The sequence below is a fragment of the Sphingobium sp. WR1 genome, assembly GCF_059693745.1.
This window is the reverse complement of the sequence record NZ_JCATID010000003.1, coordinates 76,124-98,108: the sequence shown is the minus strand read 5'-3', so window position 1 is coordinate 98,108 and position 21,985 is coordinate 76,124. Positions and strand designations below refer to the sequence as shown.

Genomic DNA, 21,985 nt, shown 5'->3' with positions numbered 1-21,985 from the left:
ATGGTCAACCAGAAACAGGGGTGTTGTATGAGAGGAAACCACCTTGTCCTGTGTTGCCGCTGCCTTTCCTGACCCTCTTACCCCGGAAGCGATCATCGTCGATGCGGCGCGCTGCTGGCGAGAAACGGTAGACCGGCATCGCCCCATTCTGCCGACCTTGTTCGCGCGGCTCGAAGTACGCGACGCTGGCTTTCTGGCCCCCGCCATCGCAGCACTCCTGTCAATTCTCGAAGCTTGGTCCGGGCGCCGTTTTCGAGCGGGGGATGAAAGCGCCGCGGTTCTCACCAACGACGAGCAAGTGCTTCTAGGGTTGCTGGAGACTGCGGCCCCACCTGCTGCTATCCACGCCTCGCGACCGGGCCTGACAGGACCGCTCCGGGTCGCTCTGCGCTCTACGCGTATCATGCTCCATCATGTGCTCGGCCTTGATCTTGGGGAAAGGCGAACCGGTATTGGAGACAGGCCATTCCTTTGGGATCGTGCTACTGTCGAAAATGGGCTTTCACCGAAAACGCACAGGCTCGAACCAGGGCCAGATCCTGTCGACTGGGAGGCGGCAGTTGTGAATCAGGCTCGGAGCAAGAAGCCGGACGATGAATCTTGACCACGGGCCTGACCGGCAAACGACCTCGATGTCATTGGACGCGATGTGTTCGAGCTGCTGGTCCTCACGATAATGCAATCCAGAGGCACGGTTGCGGGAATACATTGGCATCGCCTCACTATTGGGTCGACCGGGCCAATCGAAGGATTCCGGCGGCGACGCGCTATGACTCTGGACCAACGCGACCATCGGTATGCGTGCGCTGGAAAGCGTCAGCGGAGCATCCGGTGGCCGATGTTGTTGCGGACGCCTCCGCATCCCTACCTCTTTACTGTTTCAAGCTGCCTCGCCGCCGGTGGCGCGAGACTGAGATAGCCATGGTCCGCCTGCCCATCATCATCTCCCGGCTGCGTGCCGCTGAACCGCCAGCACTATGATTCCGGCGATGGCAGCGACTGCCCCCACGATGGCCGTCGCGGTCAGGCCGAACGCGCTGATCACGCCGCCACCGAGCAGCGAACCTAGGGCGATGCCGGAGTTGAACCCGGCGATGTTGAGGCCGGCGGCAGCGGCGAGCGCCTTGGGGGCCTGCCGCTCGGCGATGCCGATGACGCGGGCCTGCATCGCGGGGACCGCCGCATAGGTCAGCGCGCCGAGCGCCGCGATCAGCACGGCCATGGCCGGGACGGAATGCACGGCAGGCCACATCGCCGCCAGCACGAGGGCCAGACCAACGAGAACGATTATCACCGCCCTGTCCGGGCCGAGCTTGTCGGTCATGCGCCCGCCGACGACATTGCCGATAGCCGCCGCCACGCCATAGACCAGCATCATCGTGCTGACCCAGGCAGCATTCATGCCCGTCACCTCGATCAGCAGCGGCGAGATGTAGGAGAACAGGCAGAAGGAGCCGGTATAGGCCAGCACGGTGATGAACGCCGCGCCGAGCAGGCGTCGGTCGATCAGCGCCAGCAGATTGTGCAGTGCGTCCTTCGCCGCGCCGCCGTCCTTCGCATCGGGCATCAGCAGCGCCAGACCGGCGACACCAATCGCGCCGCAGATCGCGACGCCCATGAAGATGGTCTGCCAGCTCCAGATCCCGCCGAGAAAGGTGCCGATCGGCACGCCGAAGGCTAGTGCCAGCGTCAGACCACCGAAGACGACGGCCACGGCGCTGCCCGCGCGTTCGGGCGCGACCAGTCGGGTGGCGGCGCTGGACGCGACGGCGAGGAAGACGCCATGGCCCAGTCCGGAACCGAAGCGAGCCGCAAGCAGGGAATGAAGATCGCCGGACAGGCCGACGAGGAAATTGCCGATCGTGAAGACGATCATCGCCGCCAGCAGCAGATGCTTGCGGCTCCAGCTCGCCGCGAGCGCGGTCAGGATCGGTGCGCCGATGGTGGCCCCGATGGCGTAGGCGGCGACCGCCGCGCCGACACGATCGACACCGACATTCAGGTCAGCGGCTATGTCCGACACCAGCCCGATGGTGACGAACTCGGTGAAGCCGAGGGCAAAGGCCGAAAGCGCGAAGACATAGATGACCAGCGGGATGCGACCGGCCTGCGACCTTGTTTCCATGGCCGGGGCGCTCATTGGGTCTTCTCGCTGTTCAGCGCCTCCAGAGTCAGTCTGGCGGTCAGGGCCGAGGATGCCGGGTTCTGACCCGTCACCAGCCGGCCATCGGCAATGGCGAAGGGCTGGAAGTCCGCCACGCTTTCGTAGCGGCCGCCCAGCTCGCGCAGCCGCGTTTCCAGCAGGAAGGGCACGGCTTCGTCCAGTCCGGCCGCGCGTTCCTCGCTGTCGGAGAATCCGGTGACGCGGCGGCCGCTTACCAGCGGAGCGCCGGTCTCGTCCTTGACGTTCACCAGCCCGGCCGGGCCGTGGCAGACAGCGGCGACGACCTTGCCGTCCGCCCAGGCTTTGCCGAGCAGCGCGGCCAGTTCGGCGCTTTCGGGCAAATCCCACATGGTGCCGTGGCCGCCCGGCAGAAACACCGCGTCATATTCGGAGATGTCGATGGCGGAGAGTGCGAGCGTCGCATTCAGCGCGCTGGAAGCTGCCTCATCGCCGAGGAAGCGATCCACGCTGTCCTCGTTCTCGCCTTTCGGTTTGACCGAGCGCGGGTCAATGGGGGCTGGTCCTCCCGTAATGGAGGCGAGCGTCACCGATGCGCCGGTGTCGAGGAAGGCATAATAAGGCGTCGCCAGTTCCTCGAACCAGAGGCCGGTCGGCTTGTCGCTGACGCCCATGGTGCTGGCAGAGGTGAGGATGAAGAGGATTTTGATCTGGGAAATAAGTTCGGTCATGGGGCGGCTCCGTGGTTGGGTCGCGCGAGCCTGCCCGATCCGAAGCCATGACAGAAATCGTTCCTTATGCTATCAGCTATAGATATTCTTATGGCTGATCTGACATGAACCACCTCATCTATCTGCGCACATTCCTTGACGCCTATCGCGCCGGCTCGCTGACGCGGGCGGCCCAGCGGCTCGGCATCACCCAGCCTGCCGCCTCGGCGCATATCGCCGCGCTGGAAACCATGTTGGGCAAGCCGCTGTTCGTGCGGCAGGCGCGCGGTGTCGCCCCGACGCCGGCGGCCGACGATCTCGCGCGTTCGGTCGCCGCCCATCTCGACGGGATCGAGGCGACGATGGGCGCGGCGCAGGCGCGCTCTTCGCATCTGAGCGGCACGGTGCATATCGTCGGCCCGGCCGAATATCTGTCGCTGCGGATTGCGCCGAGGCTGGCGCCGCTGACCGGCGAAGGCTTGCGGCTGCGCATCCAGACCGGGGATCGCGCGCGCATCTATGCCGCGCTCGACGAGGGCCATGCCGATCTGGCCGTCACCGCTTCGCCACCCGAAGGCAAGGCGCATGGGTTCGCGGAATTGGGGCGTGAACGCTTGCTGCCGGTGGCGGCCCCCAGCCTTGCCGATCGGGCGAAGGCCAGAAGCGTGACGGCCGACTTCCTGTGCGCCCTGCCGTGCATCGCCTATGGCGAGACCCTGCCGCTGGTGCGCGAGTTCTTTGAGCGGATATTCGACAAGACCCCCGACATGCAGGCCGTGGCGACCGCGCCGGACCTGCGCCTGCTGCTGGAGATGGCGAAGGCCGGTGCGGGCTGGACAGTGCTTCCCGACTATCTCTGCGCGGATGCGGTCACGGCCGGTCAGATCGCCGTGCTGCCGACGCCGGGCACTATACCGGAAAACACGCTCTATCTCGCCTGGAACAAGCCCGCGCTGCGCCATCCCCGCGTGGTCTATGTGCGGGATTTCCTGCTGGGACAACGCGAGGGCGGAACCCGACAGCAGGGCAAGAGCTCTCGCAATCCGCGCAGGTCGCGTTGACGCTGTTATCGCGTCGCTATTCGGATTCGTTCGTAGCTACGGCTCATTAACATGGGCCGGGCTGAAAGACGCAACCCAGCTTACGATGGAGCCCAATCGCCTCCAGCCAGTCAATTGAAGCCTTTTCTCAGCCCATGACAGCCACTTCGTCACCATGTCCGGAAGGCACAGGACGTGTTAGGGATTCTCCTAGTGCCGATGAAGCCCCGGCGATCTAGAATATACTGCACTCACCACACTGGGTGGTCTGTGAGGAACGCGACGCATACGGTATTCATCGCCATTCTGTGTAGCGCGGATCCGGCAGGAGACGAACGACACGCATGGCTGGAAAAAGCTACCATGAGGCGAATGTCTACGAAGCCGCAAAGGCACGGATGCGTCTCGTGTTCAGGCATTTCGAGCGCGTATGCGTGGCCTTTTCCGGTGGGAAAGACAGTTCGGTCACGCTTCATCTGGCTCTGGAAGTCGCTCACGAGCTCGGACGCGTTCCTGTCGACGTCCTCTTCGTAGACCTCGAGGGGCAGTATCAGTTCACAATCGATCATGTGATCGAGATGTTCGACCGGGACGATGTCCGGCCGTGGTGGATTTGCCTGCCGATCAACCTGCGCAACGCCTCCAGCCTGGAAGAGCCCTATTGGTGTTCCTGGGAACCGGAGCGCGAGGCTGACTGGATTCGTCCGCTGCCTGAGCATCGCTCTGTCATCTGTGATCAAGGCTATTTCCCCTTCTACGAATACCGCATGGAGTTCGAAGAGTTCATACCCGCATTCAACGAGTGGCTGGCGGACGGGACGCCGACGGCTTTCCTGGTAGGCATCCGCTCGGATGAGTCCCTGAACCGTTACCTGGCGGTCAAGCGGCGCGCGCGTGTCAAGAAAAGCGCGTGGCGCTCCCCTCGGACCGGCGTTCCTGTACAATGGAGCGCCCGCGATCTTGCTGGCGGTGACGCCGTCACCTTCTTTCCGATCTACGATTGGAAATTCGAAGATCTCTGGCGATATATCTCGGAACACGGTTGCGCCTACAATCGCCTCTACGATCAAATGTACAAGGCTGGCCTGCCCTTTTCCCAGATGCGGATATGCCAACCCTATGGTGACGATCAGCGCAAGGGCCTTGATCTTTTTCATCGACTGGAGCCGGAGACCTGGTTTCGCGTCGTCAAACGCGTTGCCGGTGCAAACTACGCTGCCCGCTACAGCCGCCAGCGTTTTCTGGGTTACCGCGGCGGCCTCGGACTGCCCCCGACATTCACGACGTGGCGGCAGTATAGTGAATTCCTGCTCAAGAGCATGCCGGGAGCCTTACGCACCGTATATGAACGCCGCATCCAGCGCTTCATCGACTGGTGGGCTGTTCACGGTTATCCGCTGTCATCCTGGCCGGATGCAGGCGATCCGAAACTGGAAAATCGCAAGCAGCAACCGTCCTGGCGTCGCGTTGCCCTATCGCTGCTCAAGCAGGACATGGCGCGCTCCCTCTCATTTGGATTTGCCCGGCGCGATATCGACACCCTGGCCCTGACACATCGCGGTAACGGATGAACATTCCCGACAGCTTCGAAATTACCCAGATGCGCTCTGCCGACGGTGAGGCCGCCTTCTTTTCTGTCATGGGCCGGTTCTTCGCCAGCGCAGCTGTCCGGAGGGACTGCGGCGGATATCCGCTTAACGACGGGGCCGGCTATCGCTGGTTCGTTGCGCGCTGCACGCCAAAAGCAGAGGTTCTTGGCTTCGTTGGTGTCGAACGGCAGGCGGATATATTCAGAATCCGCTACGGCTATGTGTGCCCCGAGATACGCGGCAATGGCCTGTTTCGTGCATTACGCATGGCGGTCCTGGCCTACATTGATGATCTTGGCGCCGAAAGCTGGGCGAGTGTGCCGGAAACATGCGTGCAACCACTCGCGCCATATGGTTTCATCACCCATTCCACCCGGGGATCCTGGGTAACGTTGAAAAGGAACGCTCATGCCGCAGGTCGCGCAGATCGTGCAGCAGGCTGAAGCCCTGTTTTGCGAATTGGACAAGCTTCCCCTCGCCCGACGGGTGGAAGCACTCAACCAGCTGCGGCGTCAGCTCCACTCGCATAGCCCGTTCGCCGACCAACCCGTCGATTGCGTGCAATGGGTTCCGGCCGAAAAGGTCGAAGGCAACGACTATAACCCGAATACGGTGGCGCCACCAGAAATGTCGCTGCTGGAGCGTTCGATCGACGCCGATGGCTTTACGCAGCCTATCGTTTCCCATGAAGAAGATGATCGCCACATCGTCGTGGACGGCTTTCACCGCCAGGCTGTCGGCAAGAAATCCAAACGCATCCGTGAACGTATCCATGGCTATTTGCCGATCGTTGCGATCCGGACAGCGCAAACGGGAAGAGCTGAGCGCATCGCCGCCACCATCCGACACAATCGCGCTCGCGGGGTCCATGCGGTTCCGCCCATGACGGATATTGTCGTGGCCTTGCTGCGTTCCGGGTGGAGCGACAAAGATGTCGAACGCAATCTTGGCATGGACACCGACGAAGTCGTCCGCTTCAAACAGATTTCAGGCTTACCCGAGCTATTCCGCGACCATGAATATTCTCGGTCTTGGGAGTGAATTTGCTGAAGCGAGAGATTGCTCGGCTCCCCCGCCACCGCACCTCCCTTTCACCTACCTCCCGCCCCCCGCGCTTTCCGTCCCAAAAACGTTCGGACCGAACCTTGCGCGCATATGCGTAGCTACCTTTTCAGCATAGGCCAGTTGGCGTGAGACCGTTGGACTGTGATAGACGCCGACCGCCTTCCAATAGTCGCCGGTCGTCCTCAGTCCGGACAGGAAGATCCAGCGGGCCGCTTCGGCGTTGAAGCAGGCATCATGCCGCAACCAGTGTCGGACCAGTGGTTCGGGCTTGCCGACCAGGCGGGCAATGCGCGGCACCCACCAGCTGTTGATTTGGAGCGGTCCTAGATCGTGGGTGCCGTTGGTGTTCGCAACTTCCGCACCCAGCCAGCCGGCTTCCTGCTCACGCAGCCCCCAAAGAGTTTTCTCAAGCCATCCATGGCCGCGCGCGGCAATACGGATACAACGGGCAATTTCCGATGCCTCGCCTGAAGCCCCCCGCTTTGCCAGTGCTGGATTCGATGTGCAGACCGCCGACAAGATCGCCAGTGTCGCGCACGCGATTCTGAAATGCCGAAAACAGGCGGTCTGGAAATTCCACTCGCTCACAGCGGCGCTCGATCGCGAAAGCCGGAACGGCCAGAGCCAACGCTGGCAAGAGGGGGAAAACCGCCGGGGTGGAATGGCGCGCCTGTCAGCAGGGCGAGCAATCGCTGCCCGGAGACGATTTCGATACCGTCCGCGCTGAGAACCACCGTGCGGCTCATCCCTCCAGTGCGGCCGGTATGGATGAACATGCCTCGGCGCTTTCGGGTCGCACAGAGCATGGCGAAGTCACGGACATGCTCGGGCCGGATCGCGTCGCGATAGCGCTTCGCCTGAATCAGCCAGCGCTCGCCATCAATGACGACCTCGCCGTCGACGCCGCCATCGCCTGTGTAGCGCCGATTGCGGATCACGCGATGCCCCCGCTGCTCGAAAGCTTCGAGCAGCAATTCTTCAAATGCCAGCGGGTCCATCGCCCGAAGCCGTGCGTAATGTAGTCCCGCAGGCTGGTCGCGATCCGGACCGCGCAATTGTTCACACATCGCTCGTGCCTGACGACGACGCCAACGGTGTTTGATTGGGATATGGTAGCGCCTGAGCAGGAACACCAATAGCATAGCGAAAAGCGTCGGCAGCAGCAGAATATCCATGTGGTTCTCCTATCGATCATGTCCGCCGCCATGGCCGCCATGGCCATGATCGGGTTGAGGCTGGGGTTGGGATTGGGATTGGGGGGCATGCTCGGTAGCGCCGCCGCGCTCATGCTCCATCGCCGTGCGAGCGCGATCGCGCTCGATCGTGCCGCGCAGGAAGCGATCGACGAGGGCGGCACTCTCCTGAGCGCGGCCCGCAAGGGTATCGCCTATGCCGCGATGGCCACGGTCTGCACCCTCGCGCCGCTGTTGTTCATCCGCACTCTCGGCCTTGCGAGCTTCACGAGTACGCGCGTTCTCCTCGCGGGAGCGATCATGCCGGTCCTTGTGGCGCGCGCCACGAACCTTGTGGCTGTCGAGCCTCAGCCGATTGAGCGCTTCGAGTGACGAGGTTTTTTCGCCTGAATGCGCGGCGAGCTTTTCGGCGAGACGGGCGACGTTCTCCGTCCAAAGCTTTACACCAAATTCGGCTCGCGTGATTGCAGTGTAATAGTTCTGGCCATTGACCAGGCCGGACTCGACGGGCGCTAGCACATAGACCCGAGCATAGGTCTTGGACTGCGCCGAATAGACTGTTTCGGCGTAGCCGTGATCCCAGGTGCGATGGACGGAAAGGTCGACGGTCTGGACCCGTGCACCGCGATCCCATTGGATCGTGGCCATGGTGCCCTCGAGCGCGAGGACGGTGCCTCGCTCAGCGTTCTTGACCTGGATGTCCTTGTTCACGAGACGCCACTGGATACGGTCGCCCTGTGCGAGCTGGCGTTCATCGTTCACGAATACGTTGACGTGCGCTGCCTTGCCGAGGCGCGGATTCCAGTCGATCTGCCGCCCATTCTCGTCGACTAGGCGTACGATCTGACGGCCTTGTCCGTTCCGGCCGATCGAAACAACGCGATATTCAGTATCGTGCGCAATCCCAAGTCCAGCGTTGTCCCGCGCGAACTTCAGAACCTGTCCGGCGGTATAGAAGCGGGCGACCTGCTTCTCCTGATCGGACATACCCGCAGGGGTCAGGACTTCAAGCCGGTGGTCCTGGGCGGCAACCGCTCCCTCGCGTTTCAGCGCTTCGCGTATGTGGCTATTGACGATCAGTCGGGTGGCGTTGTCGAGGACCAGAATGTTGGTGCTGGCGCGCGTGGCCGGTTTGAGCTGCGTCCATTCAGCGACCATGTCCTTGGCGAGCTTCTCAGCGCTCTCACCTGTTGTGACCCGGTCCAGCTTTGCGACTGAGCCGGCATAATCGCCTTTACGCGCGAGAGTGACGGCCTCCTTCATCTCATCCGTTTTCTGGCGGATGGACTCGGTCAGTTGACTGGTCGGAAGGCCAAGGCGCTGCATCAGCCAGAATGCCTTACCCTGTTCGATCGCCCCCGTTTGCTTATTGTCGCCGAGAAAAATCAGGCGGGCCCCGGTTTCCCTGCTGATCTCCAGCATGCGAAGGGCCTGTCGGTTGGAAAGCTGGCCCGCCTCGTCAAGCGCCAGGATATGTTTGTCGGTGATCCCGAAGCCGCCGCTTGCCAGAAGCGATGCGACGGTCCGGGATTCAATGCCGGCCTTTTCGCCGAGATCCGCTGCTGCGGAAGAGGTTGGGGCCAACGCCAGGGTGATATGATCGGTACGTGTTGCCTCGACCAGGCCGCGCACAAGGGTCGACTTGCCCGCGCCTCCCACGCCATGGACTGCGACAAGCCGATCCCGGCCGCTGCCGATGGCTTCGAGCGCCACGGCCTGCGCCTGGGTCAGGCCGATCGCAATCGCGGCTTCGCTCAAGCGCCTGCGATCAGCTGCAGGAGACACGTCGCCCATTGCCAATGAGAGGTGTTCGGACAGAGCCAATTCGAGTTTCGCTGTCCGTCGTGAAGTACGTCCCCGCGGGAGCGGCTGATCGCCGGTCTGCCGCACGGTCTTGAGGAGCTTGCGGCTCTCTTCCTGCGCGTCGAACAACGGACGTATGTCTGTAAACCGGACCTCGCCGACATGGGAAGCAAGTGCCGTGCGATAGAGGCGTCCGACATTGTTGACCGCCTCGCGCGTTTCGCTCTGACGAATGCCGAACAATGTCGCGCGGCGAGCGACGCTCGGGTTGGTTTCGATCGTTCTTTCGCCGCGCTCTTCGGCCGCCGCCAGGACCTTGTCGAGATGTTCACGATAAGGTTCGGCGCGTGTGCGCCATTGCGCATGCAGTTCGTCGATCCCGATCTTCTCTTTCGCTTTTCGGGTCTCGAAGAAAGAGATACGCCGTGCTGCTTGTCCGGTGTGGCCGTGTTCCTCCGCATGGGCATTGATCTGCTCGGCGCGCTGTGAAAAATCGCGAATAAGCTGGCCGGGGACGCCTTCGATTTCGAACAGTCCCTTTCGTGGATCGAAGCGGATCTCATGACCAATTTCGCGAAGGCTATGGGCCAGGTCGTTTCGATAGATTTGTCCGGCAACGATCTGTTCAGCGAACATCGAACGCGTCTCAAGGCTCGACATGCGCTCGCCGTTCGCATGGTTGGTCATATTGAGAGTGACGACGTGGGTGTGGAGATGCGGGTCGAGTTCGCGGCTTGCATGCTCGGTGAACCGAGCGAAGAGTAAGCGCCCGGTTGTCTCGTGGACCACCTCTCCTTCGACCCGTCGGCGGAGTTCGGCATGTTCCTCAAGATAGGAAAGCGCCGCGCTGACCGCCTTTTCATGAGCGGCGATAATCCGCTCATCACCCGTTACCAGCGCCAGGATAGAGACCGATTTGGGGGCGCTGACGTTGAAGTCCCAACCGGGATGATGCTGGATACCCTCCTTGCGACGACGGCCAAGTTGCTGGTCACCGACCTTACCGGCAAGGAGTTCCTCAAACTGCTTGGGATCGACCCGCCCCGAGAGACCAAGGTCAGCCGCGATCCGCCCGCCCCATTCGGATGGTTCATCCCCACCCTTCGTGTAATAATCGCCTACCGTATAGTATCGACTGATATTGGCGGCGGTGCCTTTGAGGCGGCGAGGATGGATCATGCCGGTTTCGCCTGCTCGCGGGCGCCGTCGGCACGGTCATGGCTGGCGAGCGCCACCCGAACGCTGCCGCGAGACGCCCCAAGCAGGATGACGGGCGTTGCGGTCCTGGGCTCGTTATCAGGGGCAACTCCCGCAGCGGCGAGGTCGTCATCCGTCTCGGGACTATCGGGTGCGGCAGGTACAAAGGCCTCATCATCTGCTGCTGCATCTTCGGGCGGCGGCGTTACGACAGGCTCGACGATGGGTGGGGTTTTCTCCTTCCCAAACAAATCACCTTGGGCCAGAGGGGGCGATGGCGGTGCAGCATGGGGCGCCGGTCCGTTGTCGCCTCCCCTCGCCTGCTCCGCCGCGGCTTCTGCCGCGCGGCGCACGGCGCGCGCGTGGGCGATGATGGTCTTGCCCTGGGGAAGGCGTTTGGGGGCTTCGGTGCGTTCGATGAAAGCTTCAGCTACCGTAGGCAGTGCATTGTAGCGGTCGGTGAAGCGCACGACCGGCAAGTTGCGGCCGAACCGGAGATAGCCGGAAAGGTTGGGAAGGTTGGTGACCTCCGTGTGCATTACCAGTGGGCGGGTCACTTGCATGCGCGAGAGGTTGACTCCATCGCGCATATCGTTGACGCCGTAGGACATACCCTCATTGGCCTCGACCTGTTCGACCTGGCCGAGATTTTCCGAGACGTGCTTGGCGGTGGTGGTGTCGTTTGCCCGGAGCGCCACCCAGGTCGAGCAATAGCCGGTGATGGCCGCAGCATCCTGAATCCCGTAGGTCGCTTCGAGTTGGGGATAGGACTGGAAACCGAGAACCCCGCAGCCGCCATACTTGCGCGCGCGGGCGAGAAAGTCGGACAAGCTGGGAAGTTTCTGGAGCGTCGGCAACTCGTCGATAACGCAATAGAGGCGACGGTTACGGTCGGGGGTGAGGCTCATGATCGCGCTGATCGCGATATCGAGCCAGACCGTGATGAGGGGCCGCAGCGAGGGAAGCTGGTCGGCCTTCACGGTGATGAAGAGCCAGCTGTCGTCCTCCTCATTTTCCACCCAGCGCCGGATCGAGAATCCATCTTCGGTATCGTCGAGATAGGAGAAGCTTCGCATGACCGAAGCGAGCTCGGCCTGGATGCCTGCCGACGTGCGTTCCCCTTCGGAGGAGATGAACGCTGCTGCATCCGTCCCTTTCACAAAGGCAGCGAGGTCGGCGAGCGGGGAACGCAATACCCGGTCGAGAAGGACCGAGATCAGGGTGTGCTGCTGCCGAGCCAGTTTCCGCAGCACGGCGACCAGCGTCCCACGGGCAGCCTTCGACCAGAAGGGGTCGCCATGCTTGTCGGGGATCGTGGATTCAGCGATCTGATCGTAATGATACTCCTTGGGCACATCGACCCAGGGACTCCAGATGGCGGTCCGCTCATCGAGCGGGTTCAACAATATGTCGCGCCCCGGCCGATAGAATTTCTCGACGAAGGAACCGGCGGTGTCATAGACGATCGCACGCTTGCCCTGTTTGCGGATCCCCGTGAGCATGGTGGTAATGGAGTTGGTCTTGCCCGTCCCCGGAGCACCGCAGATGAGGATATGTTCCGGCTCGAAGGCGTCCGGTACGGCCACCCCCCCGATAACGAGGCACCCTTTTTTCTGACGCCAGAGCGCCCGACGGACCTGCGCCACGGTTCCGAAACGGGCGCCCCGCAGATACTCGTTGGAGCCAAGGCCTTTCCCGGTTCTGGTGAAATAGAACCAGGCCCAGGCCAGCGCCGCGAGGGCGAACAGACCCGCCAGTAGCGCCCCGTGGATGAGATCGGTTTCGAGCTTGTGGAGCGCCTGCTTGACGACGCCGGACTCGACCAGTGCGTCGGCCGAGGTCCAGTATTGGCGCCCCTCCGGAGTGCGGAACAGGACCGGGTCATTGGTCCCCGGCGCGGCATCCACCTTGAAGGTCGCTTCGACCAGCTTGACCAGGACGAACCGCTGATACTCATTCGACTTCTCGAAGGCATACCAACAGGTGCCCATCACCCAGAGGACCAGCCCGGCGACAAAGGTCTGGAAGAAGACCTGGGTGGTCATCCGGACATTGTGGACGATCGCCTGACCGCCGCGGGTCCAGCTCCCCAGGGTGTCGTTGCGGAAGATGCTCATCGCGCGCGCCTCCCGCCGAGAGGCATGATCGTGGGCCATATGGTCCCCATGCTGGGGGCCAGGCGTAGCGCCAGCACCATGTCGGCGGGGGTTGGCCTACCCCGCTTCACGGCTGTTCTCCTGGGGCGAGCAACCCCTTTTCGTGGAGGAGGGCACGAGCATCCGCCATGCCCTGTTCGAGCGTCTCGGGCGAACGCTTCCGTACCGCCGCCGCGACGATGGACATCGTCTGCAGAACGCCGGCGAGGATCTCGTCCTGCGAGGTGAAGACATAGCCCGCGCGGCTGTCGGCAGCGTGCTCGAGTGCGGGTCTGACGAGTTCGGAGACGGTGACGCCGACGCGCCGCGCACGGCGGCTCAGACGGTCGAGCAGATCGTCATCGATACGGATGGTGATACGCGCCAAGGCGGTAGCTCCTGATGGAGCTTCGCCAAGGCGGTCTTGAAGCGACTGGCACTATAGCCGGCCTTCGAGGAAACCTCAAGAAATTCAGCATGTCCGACGCGTCAGACAGCGCAAAGCCGCAGTAATGCTGGGCTTTTTGGCGGTTCGATACTGAGTTGTCACTGGTGTCGGACACAGAATGTCGATTTTGTCCGACGTGTCAGACAGAATATGTTGTTGTTTTTAATGCTATTTCTGGCCTTAGCACCCGTGCGTACGGTGCATTACAAACCGCGAAGCGCGTGCGTCGCTTGCCCGCAGCGACGGCGTCGCTGCGTCTGCTCCACCGCTGCCGGGCGCACCCTTGGCGGCTGGGTCTATGTGGGGGGATGGGCCGCGCTGCGCGGCGGTGTCGCTTGTGGTGCGGTTGCGCCTATGCGACAAGGATCGCGTGACGAGCGGACCAGCCTTGAGAGAAGGAAACTGGTCATGCCGAAAATGTCGGAACGCGATAGGCTCGCCGATCTGGTCGAGCGGGAAAAGAAGATTGCTGGCGAGATTGTAGCGATGCGCCAGAAGCTACGGGATCGCTATGCTGCGATAGTTACGGCGCTGCCTGTCGAGCAAATGACGGAACGAGAGTTCCGCGACGTGCTGGGCCATGTGCTGCGGCTGGGCGGCGCTGCGGCGTTGGTCGCGCTCAAGGGGGCTTTAGCGGCATCCGATGCCCCCCGTTCGGGGAAGCCATCGCCGGCGACTCCCCCTCAAAAGGGGAATGACGGTGCGGCTTCGGGTGCCTCCGTAGGGGCATGAGTTTGTCGCCCTGCCCCCTTTTTTTTCTCTTTCGCCGCCGCGCCGTCAGGCGCGGCGGCGACCGGCGGCACGAAAAAAGGCCAGCGCGCTGGAAAGCGCGCCAGCCTTGGCGGGTTGGCGGGTCTATGATGATGATGGGTAGCGCGGCGCCAATGAAGCGCCGCGCTATATCAGGTCAGGCGTAGCGTCTGGCGCGGCTGAATGTGTCTCGCGGCTCTATCGGGCCGGTTGCCTGCTTCGGGGTCGGCTTGGGCTTATCCTTGGGCCAGTGGAAGGCATGAATAGGAACGCCCTGTTGCCGCATGGTTTGATAAAGATTGGCCTGTATGCCTGAACCTTCGCACAAGATGGCTTCGACCGGCTCAAGCTCGGCCAGCTTCTTGTTGCGGGTGAAAGCCGGTTTCTTGCCTCCCCCATAGAGGCCATAGGCGACGACGGGGACGCCTTCCCGCGCGGCCCATGCTGCTGCAATGGCGTCTGCTCCCTTGCGCTGGCCGGTGGTAACAAGCGTCATATGGGGGATGCGGGCTTTGATTTCGCCTAGCTTGGTCCAAAGGGGTTCCCATTGCTCCCAAATGGCGGGGCCGGAAAAGATGACAATAGGGCCTTGCGGCTGGTGCTTCTCGCGCTTGGCAAGGGCGCGTTCGCGTAGGAAGTCCAGTGCGTTGATATAGCTTGCGGTCGTGACGGATGACGCTTTGCTGCCCTTGGCCTGCACCCATGCCCGACGCCAGCAAGCCTTATAGAGGGCTGCTGCATAGTCTCGCATTGTTTCGACATTGGCGCGCTGCTCGGCAAGCGACTGGCATTGAAGCTGCAAGTCCTCCAGTTCCTTGTTGAACACCTCGCCCGGCTCCATGCGCCGCGTCATTTCGCGTATCTTGTCGGCAAGCCGGTCCTCTTGGCGTTCCAGCGTTCCAGCGACAAAATGGAAGCTGTTGACGATGCCCCACGCGATTTGAGGGGCCAGCGCGTCAAGGCGGGTATCCTTCAACAGGTTATGAAGTGACGTGATAAGCTCGCCGCAAACCTTCTGCGCCGCGAAGGGTTCGGGCATGGTGTGTTCGCCCGGTTCGTCCCCCGGTTCGATGATCGAAAGGGGGAGCGGGTCACCAAAGGATGCCTGAAAGTCCGGGGTGGCGGTTTCTTCGGCATAAAGTTCCGCAATGTCCGTGAAGGTGCTAACGGTCTTGTTAGCTGATTTCTTGCTCATGAGTCTGACTCCTGATGACTGGATGATCGGTCAGGGTCCGGGGAAGCGTGGCTGCGCTCCCCCGGCCCGTCTTGGCCTAGCCGTTAGAACGCGATTTCATCGTCAAGTTCGGCGGCGGTGTTGTCGGCCAATGCGCCGTTATCGTCGGCGGTGCTGCCTCCGAAACCATAGTCATCGCCGCTGCGGGAAGGCGTGTTTTCGCGGGACGTGCGAACAGCCGAGCCGAAATCGTCACGGCGTTCCGGCCTGCGCCACGCTACGCGATAGCCTTCCTCAACCGAGCCGAAAAGTGCGATGGGGAGCGGCTCGGCCATGCTCGGATCGTCGATGTTTCCTTGCAAGAATACCTCGCCGGTCTTTTTTGCGATGGCTTCCCAAAGCGCGCCGACCTGAACCCAGCGATTGCCCACGTTGAGTTCTACGATTTCGTAATTGGGGGCCTGATCGTGCTGGCTTTCGACTGGGCGCAAGCCAAGTTTGGGCATATCAATGTTGCGCGTGGCGATCCAACCAAGGAGACGGCCATTCTTCAAGTTAAACTCACCAATATTCATCACCTATACTCCTAGTAAAAGTGCAACCGAGACAATCCCCAGCCGCACAATTACTTTACCCCCTCCCCTTTATTTTAGATATATCATTGTTTTCTTGACAGAATTTCATCGTATCTGGTGAGCCTGAGCCAGTAAAACGGTCGCGGTAGCGGCCCAATCACAAAGTATGCGAAGCATTCCTTCCTGATCGACGGAGGGTGAGACGGTGCCTGTCGTTCATCGCATCCGGAGCCGCCTTCGCCGGGGCTCAAGGGCTGCGGGTGGTCCGGGGATGCAAGGGACGTCGCGCTGCGGTCTTTAGAAGTTCTTGGAGATAAGGGGCCTGCCGACCCCTTTGAAACAGGCACTTTTGTCGGCAGGCCCCTTATCTCCTAGAACTTCTTGACCGGAGGCAGCCCTTGTATCCCCGGACCACCCGCGGCACGCCGAGACACTGCGAGGGCGGCTCCGGATGCGATGAACGACCTCGCCCGACGGTGATTGCGGACCGAGGCGCCCCGCCGAGGGCCGCAGCAGCGCTGCCCAATGCGGGACGCTTGGGAGATGCGGCACCTTGAAGCTTGCTCGCGAAAGGGATCGTTACCGCGAAGCGGACAAGACCCCGCAGGGGGCTTGGTCGGAGCGAAGCGGAGATAGAGCCCGGTGCCCGCCCCTGGCGGGCATTCGCCCCGCTTGCTCGCTAGGCTGACCCTATCCAGAGCACATCGAGCAGACTGTTGCTGACCTTGCGTGCCTCGACAATGACATCGGAATATTCGAGCGGCGTCAAATCTTCAGCTCCGGATAGGCGCCAGACATGACCATCCTCTGTTTCGAGAAGGAACCCGCGGTCGCTGGTGTGCAAGACACCACGCAGGCGCAGAGGCACGACTGCCATGATTACACCGAAGCTCGACCGCTGCAGGCGGGCGCCCCTGCGGTGGAGGCACGAAAGAGGTTGAAGCGGGAGCCTATAGACATCGCCTTATCATGCACGAAACACTTGCAATTTGCAAATATGTTCCCTATATGTTTCGGCGTTGCGTAAAAGGATATTTCCATGATCGCCAGCTATCTTGCCGGTTTCGATTTCAACCTGCCTCTGGTTGACGCGGTCAATGATCCTGATTTGCCTGCTGTGCGCAGCCAGCTCGCGGCCCTGGCCATAAGCGAAAGCCTGGAAGGCGGTTACTATGAGGCGCAGGAGTTGGCGGAAGCCTTCCTCGAGGCGGCTCACGAAGCCAATGCCGAGATCAACGATCCCCATAGCCCGGCGCGCGATCGACTGGTGGACATCCTTGATCGCAACTCCCCCTACCAGCGCTGCCTGTTTGATGCGGTGGCTACCCTGTCGTTGGCGGACGCGGCGAGTCATCTTGTCTGGCTTACGGGCCTGATGCGAGACCGCACCGATATGTATCGGCCGGTGGCCGCCGCGCGCTTGTCCATTCGCTAAGGCGTTTCTGCGGGCCTCCGAATTCCAGCGAATTCAGGTGAAGTTAGTAACCGATTGGCAGTAGATGCCGATGGGGCTAGAGGAACCGCGTTCGCCGATGGCGAACCGGAGTGTCGAAACTCTGAACGATAGAGTCGGCTGCAAGGCTTTTGCGGCCGGATGGCCTGTGCGCATGTCCAGGCTGTTCGGCTAAAGGTGCAGGCGCGCGTCTATCGTCGCGTTTTTCGATCGTCCGGCTCAGGGGCCGGCATCCTCCTTCGGAGGGTGCCCGCCGACTGAGTTGGGTTTAGCGGAAAGAGGCGGACATGACTGAAGACAAGTCAGGACTGAAGAAGGCCATCGAGTTAATGGAGGAGGCACTCGCGATCCTCATCGACCCAAAAGACCAGGTCGTGGCGATGCGGTTGTCGCACGCACTGGATCTGGCGAGGAGCCGGTTGCTAGAAACATCCTGAGAGATGGCAGTCTCTCCGGAATCGGAGAGGCGACGGAGCCTGCCCATACCCGGCTGGCAGTCGACCTTGGTCCAAGCGCTCTGTGCGCTGACATCATGTTTCCGGCGGTGCTCGCGGCGCCTGCTCCGATGCGAGCGCTTAACGCCCAGACCTTACCACTAGGGGCTGGTATCAATCGTCCTACCATATTTCTGGATCCGTGGCATGGAGCTCCCAGGTCCTCGCCGGGCGTCCGCATTCATGAACCTGCTCCCCGTTTTAACTGCTGTGGGTGCGATCATCCTGCTCGGCAAACCAGTTAGGCTATTCCATATCTTCGGCGGCGGCATCGCCCTGGCGAGTGTCGTGGTCGCGCAGACTATCCGGCAGCCCCTCGGGAGGCGGACACTTGCAAATCGGAGTCTTAGTTGATGAGTGAGGGAGTCTGGGATTTGATCCTGCGTTGATTGTTCGCCTCGTGGAAGTACTTGAGCGCCTTGCGCCTGTCTGTGGAGCAGTTCACGATGGACAGCGTCGTAACGTGCTGAGAATCAGAACAGATGAGTGACGAGTCCGCCTTTGCATCTTGGAGAAGCTATTGGGATTTTGCGCGCGAGGTCTCCCATGAACACCGCTACCTCCTATCGCCGCCCAGCCGGGCGTTTCTCGACGAACTGATCCGGACGTCCGAAAAGCGGCAGAGCCGATTGCCCGCCGGCCACCGGCTCTGCCGGGCGCAGGTTGCTCACGGCGAGTATGACGACCCCGATGCCGGACCCCTTCCACGTCCCGCCCTGCCGGCGCGCATGGTTCCCTTGCCATATTCGGCCTCGGATGGCCGCGCCAATCCGCGCGGCATCCCGTGCCTCTACATGGCCGATGATCGGCACACGGCGATCGCCGAGGTGCGGCCGTGGATCGGGTCGCTGGTCTCGGTCGCGATCATGCGGACCCTGACAGACCAAAGGCTCGTCGACGTGCGCGACGATAGCGGTCGCACCCCGCTCTATCTCGAAGGAGAGCCCTCGCCGGATCAGCGCGAGGCAGCGGTTTGGAGCCATGTCGCCCGCGCGTTCCGCGAGCCTGTTCTGCGCGAGGACAATCGTGCCGGATATGCGCCGACACAGATCATTGCCGAGGCGTTTCGGAACCACGGCTATGACGGCATCGCCTATGGCAGCGCCTTTGGTGAAGGCCGAACCAACATCGTCTTGTTCGACATCGGCGCGGCGGAACTGGAAGCCTGCGAGCTTCACGGGATCAAGAATGTGCAGCTCGTCCACGACGAGGTTGAAAATCCTTACATCGTGCAGAAGGAGGAGGACGGCAGGACGTCCTTGGTGCGCAACGTCCTCACGGCGATTGGCCCGGTCGAAGGCCCGATGATTTCGCTGACCTCGGAGGCCGATCCGTCGTGAGCAGATGGACCGACCAGGATCTTCTGCGGCTCGACGCCGAGTTCGCGCAGGAAGGCGTCGCTATGCACGCACGGCCGATGCGCGCCGCGATGTCCATTCTCGGAAGCGGTTTCGTGATCGGCGTGCTCGGGAACCCGGAAGTCGACCGGATCACCGAAGCCTATCTGCGGCTGTTCCCGCAAACGCATCAGGCTTGGCCCGGCAAAGGCATCGGCCTCGCCGCGTCCGTGGACACGGTGCGCAAAGTGACCGTCGCCGTGATTTTTGGGACATGCGCGATTTCGGTCCACAAGGGCCTGGGCTTCGAGACCCATGAAGACTGGGTGCAGTGGTGCCGGGGAGACCCGGCCATCGCTGCTTGCAGCGCCCTTGCGTTCGCCGACACCTATGACCTCGCCTATGGGGTCAATCCGCCCGCCGGCGCGGCCTCCGCCGAATTGTGGAGGATGGCGCTGTCCAACCTGGAAGACGTGGCGAATATCCTTCCCACGGGTTTCAGCGTCGATTCCGTTCTGCAACCGATCTGCCTCACGGCCGAGTTGTCGATGAAAGCGGCGCTGGTCGATCTCGGCGACGATTCCAAGGCGCTGGCCAGACGCGACGTCGGGCACAATCACGAAGAACTCGCACGCCGGCTTGCAGCCAGGCATCCGCATCGTGACGATCCGATCGTCGCGGCGGTTGCGACAGCCCTCCCCGACTATGTCGACAGCCGCTACAAATCGGCGGGGCTGACCAGGCTCGCGGTTGTGAAGCTCGCGCTCGGCGCGCAGTTCCTCGCGGCGTCCGCCGCGAGGAGACTGGGCGATCAGGACTTCGCGGACGAAATGGAACAGGAGTCGTGGCCTGGGCCGCGCAAGGCGGCGTTCTATGCCTAGCGCCCCCGACGTCGCCAGGGCTGACCCGGCGGACCTTGCTGCCGTGCTCGACTGGCTCGAACGCGAATATCAGGAGGATGGCGAAGGCTTCTGGAGCAACCGCGGCACAATCACGGATGCGCTCGAATATGAAACTCTCTGGGTCATTCGGCGCGGCGGCGAAGCCGTCGCCTTCCAGGTCGGAAGCTATGCCCCCGCCATCGCCAATGTCCGCAAGGACTGGCGGCGCCAAGGACTGGGCGACATGCTGTTCGCCGCCTCGCTCGAACGAGCCGTTGCCGACAACGTCAACCTCCTCTCGATCGAATGTTCGCCGCGCAGCTCGTGGAGCTATTGGCAGCGCCACGGTTTCGAGCGTTACGGTGATATGCGCGAGTGGGGAAAGCTGACCGCCCGGCGCGTGCTGGCGCGCGCGTTCGACGTGCCCTCGGAGCTGCCGGAGGTGCACGTCGTCATCGGCTTCTATCCCGAAGCCGTCACCTATGGTCGCGACGTGCCGCCGATCGCCGTGCATCCGGTTCGGGGCGGACGCCTCAACGATGGCGCCATCATGCTGGAGCGCCGCGTCATCGCCCTGTCGGATGACGAACCGGAAGGAAAGAACCTTGCGGTCAAGATCGAGGTCGACGGCGAACTGCGCTATTTCTCGAAGGCAAAATATGAGGAAGCTGCGGAGGCCGGCGTGATCCATGACCGGCATGGAGGCACCTTCTATGTCGACTACGTCGAGCCGCGCGAACCATAGAGAAGACTGGCATGGATCAACAGACCATCGAAAATACAATGCTGGCCGCGATCGCGACGCTTCAACAGGAGGAAGCGACGATCCTGCAATTCGATGTCGGTGAACGGACAATCTGCGCGTGCCTGGCTGCCATCCTGAAGCGCACCTTCGATCATCACGCAGTCCATGTCGAATATAATCGCCACGGGATTTATCCGAAGGAGATCGAACTGCCCGATGGGGCCGGTGAACTCACCGAGAAGCGCATCTTTCCTGACATCATCGTTCACAAACCAGGCCATGACGACGCAAATCTTCTTGTCGTCGAAGTGAAGAAAACCACCAATCCCGTCGACGACGACCTGGACATCGCCAAGCTTCAGCAGATCAAGCAGCAGATCGGTTATGATTTCGCCGTCTTCTTGCGACTGCCAACGGGTCCGCATCCCGATCCCGCCGGCCTTCGCATTGTCTGGGTATAGCGTCCGCTGTCAGGCACGTTGAGCCCCGGCCCCCTAGAACGCGATCGGTCGCGCGAACCGCCAAAGTCAGGGCCTTCATCGTCGGCAGCCTCGCTTGCCGCCGATGTCAAAGCCGGGCGCCACCCTCCTTGCCATCCTCGGCCACCACCGCGAGAAGCGGTTTGATCGCCGCCTAACATCAATCTCCAGTCAATTTACGCAGCAACCTGCGCCAAATGTTCTGACGACGGACAGATTTGGGCGGAGCGAGCACATAGTAGCGTTCGCCTGATGACAGGATGGACCAGCCTTCAGACAGGCGAAGAGCCACGATCCCGTAAAGATATCTTTTGCCGAGAGCTTCCCAGCCTTCGGTAACGGCAACAAGTGTCAGCGTTAAGAAGGCTTTTTCATGGGCTTCGGAAACCTCCACGTTCACATGACGGCCTTCGTTCGACTGGTAAAAGCTATAGCGATGCGTCGCGCGCAGCAGCGGTTCGGGCAGAGCCTGCCCGTCGTCGGTATATCTGGACATGGATGCTTCCTTGTCAGCCAGACGCGCAAATCGGCTCGCGCGGCTAGCGGACCACGCAAGTGAGGTTAGCGTTCAAGGTTGGGAGATAGGCGTTGGCGGGTTGGTGATCGGTTGGTCAGGCGACCCGGACGAGTAGATGTTTATCGTTAACCGGTCGCGTCTCCGTGACGCGGAACGGCTGGCACGAATTCCCCGTTCGTACGACGAACTGGTTGCGGCCTGTAGCCTTCCGGCGTTGGATTGCGAGACTGTATGCATTCTCGAACGACGCAAGTCGTGCACGTAAGGGGGACAGAGTG

General features: G+C 61.8%; 23 protein-coding genes. 12 read left to right on the top strand and 11 right to left on the bottom strand.

The features are described from left to right. Nucleotides 1–940: 940 nt before the first annotated feature. Nucleotides 941–2,125 (bottom strand): MFS transporter, encoded by a 1,185-nt coding sequence (locus tag AC58EF_RS05310; protein WP_497275140.1) that lies wholly within the window; start codon nucleotides 2,123–2,125, stop codon nucleotides 941–943. Nucleotides 2,126–2,136: 11 nt separating this feature from the next. Next, entirely contained in the window at nucleotides 2,137–2,853 is a 717-nt protein-coding gene (locus AC58EF_RS05305) for a type 1 glutamine amidotransferase domain-containing protein (RefSeq protein WP_497275139.1), read from the bottom strand. Between the two features lie 104 nt (nucleotides 2,854–2,957). Here AC58EF_RS05305 and AC58EF_RS05300 point away from each other — a divergent pair, with 104 nt between their 5' ends. The 4 genes from AC58EF_RS05300 to AC58EF_RS05285 all read left to right on the top strand — a co-directional run bounded on the left by AC58EF_RS05300 (nucleotide 2,958) and on the right by AC58EF_RS05285 (nucleotide 6,502). Next, the gene (locus AC58EF_RS05300) at nucleotides 2,958–3,893 is read left to right on the top strand and encodes a LysR family transcriptional regulator (protein WP_497275137.1); all 936 of its coding nucleotides are present in this window, start codon (nucleotides 2,958–2,960) and stop codon (nucleotides 3,891–3,893) included. 323 nt (nucleotides 3,894–4,216) lie between these two features. After that, complete coding sequence (locus AC58EF_RS05295; protein WP_497275135.1) at nucleotides 4,217–5,443, top strand: phosphoadenosine phosphosulfate reductase; 1,227 nt, start codon at nucleotides 4,217–4,219, stop codon at nucleotides 5,441–5,443. Then, entirely contained in the window at nucleotides 5,440–5,904 is a 465-nt protein-coding gene (locus AC58EF_RS05290; protein WP_497275133.1) for a hypothetical protein, read from the top strand. Before AC58EF_RS05295 ends, AC58EF_RS05290 begins: the two co-directional genes overlap by 4 nt. Beyond that, the gene (locus tag AC58EF_RS05285) at nucleotides 5,870–6,502 is read left to right on the top strand and encodes an IbrB-like domain-containing protein (RefSeq protein ID WP_497275131.1); all 633 of its coding nucleotides are present in this window, start codon (nucleotides 5,870–5,872) and stop codon (nucleotides 6,500–6,502) included. Before AC58EF_RS05290 ends, AC58EF_RS05285 begins: the two co-directional genes overlap by 35 nt. Nucleotides 6,503–6,556: 54 nt before the next feature. Here the strand turns inward: AC58EF_RS05285 and AC58EF_RS05280 are convergent, their stop codons facing one another. The 5 genes from AC58EF_RS05280 to AC58EF_RS05260 all read right to left on the bottom strand — a co-directional run bounded on the left by AC58EF_RS05280 (nucleotide 6,557) and on the right by AC58EF_RS05260 (nucleotide 13,242). After that, on the bottom strand, nucleotides 6,557–7,114 hold the full coding sequence (locus AC58EF_RS05280) for a lytic transglycosylase domain-containing protein (protein WP_497275129.1): 558 nt from the start codon (nucleotides 7,112–7,114) through the stop codon (nucleotides 6,557–6,559). Further along, on the bottom strand, nucleotides 7,111–7,701 hold the full coding sequence (locus tag AC58EF_RS05275) for a restriction endonuclease (protein ID WP_497275128.1): 591 nt from the start codon (nucleotides 7,699–7,701) through the stop codon (nucleotides 7,111–7,113). Before AC58EF_RS05275 ends, AC58EF_RS05280 begins: the two co-directional genes overlap by 4 nt. 9 nt (nucleotides 7,702–7,710) lie before the next feature. Further along, nucleotides 7,711–10,701 (bottom strand): MobF family relaxase, encoded by a 2,991-nt coding sequence (mobF, locus tag AC58EF_RS05270; RefSeq protein WP_497275126.1) that lies wholly within the window; start codon nucleotides 10,699–10,701, stop codon nucleotides 7,711–7,713. After that, a complete protein-coding gene (locus AC58EF_RS05265; RefSeq protein ID WP_497275124.1) occupies nucleotides 10,698–12,836 on the bottom strand; it encodes a type IV secretion system DNA-binding domain-containing protein in 2,139 nt (712 codons plus the stop codon). Before AC58EF_RS05265 ends, mobF begins: the two co-directional genes overlap by 4 nt. Nucleotides 12,837–12,942: 106 nt before the next feature. After that, a complete protein-coding gene (locus AC58EF_RS05260) occupies nucleotides 12,943–13,242 on the bottom strand; it encodes a ribbon-helix-helix domain-containing protein (RefSeq protein WP_257554704.1) in 300 nt (99 codons plus the stop codon). A gap of 468 nt (nucleotides 13,243–13,710) precedes the next feature. On the opposite strand from AC58EF_RS05260, the gene AC58EF_RS05255 reads away from it, so the two are divergent. After that, nucleotides 13,711–14,034, top strand: coding sequence for a hypothetical protein (locus AC58EF_RS05255; protein ID WP_497275122.1), 324 nt, complete (start codon nucleotides 13,711–13,713; stop codon nucleotides 14,032–14,034). Nucleotides 14,035–14,209: 175 nt separating this feature from the next. Here AC58EF_RS05255 and AC58EF_RS05250 read toward each other — a convergent pair whose 3' ends face one another. The 3 genes from AC58EF_RS05250 to AC58EF_RS05240 all read right to left on the bottom strand — a co-directional run bounded on the left by AC58EF_RS05250 (nucleotide 14,210) and on the right by AC58EF_RS05240 (nucleotide 16,678). Then, on the bottom strand, nucleotides 14,210–15,247 hold the full coding sequence (locus AC58EF_RS05250) for an SLOG family protein (RefSeq protein ID WP_497275120.1): 1,038 nt from the start codon (nucleotides 15,245–15,247) through the stop codon (nucleotides 14,210–14,212). An 83-nt stretch (nucleotides 15,248–15,330) separates the two neighbouring features. Continuing rightward, on the bottom strand, nucleotides 15,331–15,801 hold the full coding sequence (locus AC58EF_RS05245; RefSeq protein WP_497275118.1) for a DUF736 domain-containing protein: 471 nt from the start codon (nucleotides 15,799–15,801) through the stop codon (nucleotides 15,331–15,333). A gap of 679 nt (nucleotides 15,802–16,480) precedes the next feature. Then, nucleotides 16,481–16,678, bottom strand: a complete 198-nt coding sequence (locus tag AC58EF_RS05240) for a DUF5818 domain-containing protein (RefSeq protein ID WP_275489330.1) — start codon at nucleotides 16,676–16,678, stop codon at nucleotides 16,481–16,483. A gap of 162 nt (nucleotides 16,679–16,840) precedes the next feature. Between AC58EF_RS05240 and AC58EF_RS05235 the strand changes: the two genes are divergently transcribed. The 7 genes from AC58EF_RS05235 to AC58EF_RS05205 all read left to right on the top strand — a co-directional run bounded on the left by AC58EF_RS05235 (nucleotide 16,841) and on the right by AC58EF_RS05205 (nucleotide 21,172). Further along, nucleotides 16,841–17,236 carry a hypothetical protein gene (locus AC58EF_RS05235; protein ID WP_257554711.1) on the top strand — a complete coding sequence of 132 codons (396 nt, stop codon included), beginning with the start codon at nucleotides 16,841–16,843 and terminating at the stop codon, nucleotides 17,234–17,236. Between the two features lie 305 nt (nucleotides 17,237–17,541). After that, entirely contained in the window at nucleotides 17,542–17,691 is a 150-nt protein-coding gene (locus AC58EF_RS05230) for a hypothetical protein (protein ID WP_257554712.1), read from the top strand. A 165-nt stretch (nucleotides 17,692–17,856) separates the two neighbouring features. After that, a complete protein-coding gene (locus AC58EF_RS05225; RefSeq protein ID WP_497275422.1) occupies nucleotides 17,857–18,102 on the top strand; it encodes an EamA family transporter in 246 nt (81 codons plus the stop codon). A 128-nt stretch (nucleotides 18,103–18,230) separates the two neighbouring features. Then, entirely contained in the window at nucleotides 18,231–19,088 is an 858-nt protein-coding gene (locus AC58EF_RS05220; RefSeq protein WP_497275116.1) for an RES family NAD+ phosphorylase, read from the top strand. Next, a complete protein-coding gene (locus AC58EF_RS05215; RefSeq protein WP_497275114.1) occupies nucleotides 19,085–19,966 on the top strand; it encodes a hypothetical protein in 882 nt (293 codons plus the stop codon). Before AC58EF_RS05220 ends, AC58EF_RS05215 begins: the two co-directional genes overlap by 4 nt. Continuing rightward, the gene (locus tag AC58EF_RS05210) at nucleotides 19,959–20,711 is read left to right on the top strand and encodes a GNAT family N-acetyltransferase (RefSeq protein WP_257554718.1); all 753 of its coding nucleotides are present in this window, start codon (nucleotides 19,959–19,961) and stop codon (nucleotides 20,709–20,711) included. Before AC58EF_RS05215 ends, AC58EF_RS05210 begins: the two co-directional genes overlap by 8 nt. An 11-nt stretch (nucleotides 20,712–20,722) precedes the next feature. Further along, entirely contained in the window at nucleotides 20,723–21,172 is a 450-nt protein-coding gene (locus tag AC58EF_RS05205; RefSeq protein WP_257554720.1) for a hypothetical protein, read from the top strand. Between the two features lie 178 nt (nucleotides 21,173–21,350). Here AC58EF_RS05205 and AC58EF_RS05200 read toward each other — a convergent pair whose 3' ends face one another. Further along, nucleotides 21,351–21,686, bottom strand: coding sequence for a hypothetical protein (locus tag AC58EF_RS05200; RefSeq protein ID WP_257554721.1), 336 nt, complete (start codon nucleotides 21,684–21,686; stop codon nucleotides 21,351–21,353). Between the last annotated feature and the right edge of the window lie 299 nt (nucleotides 21,687–21,985).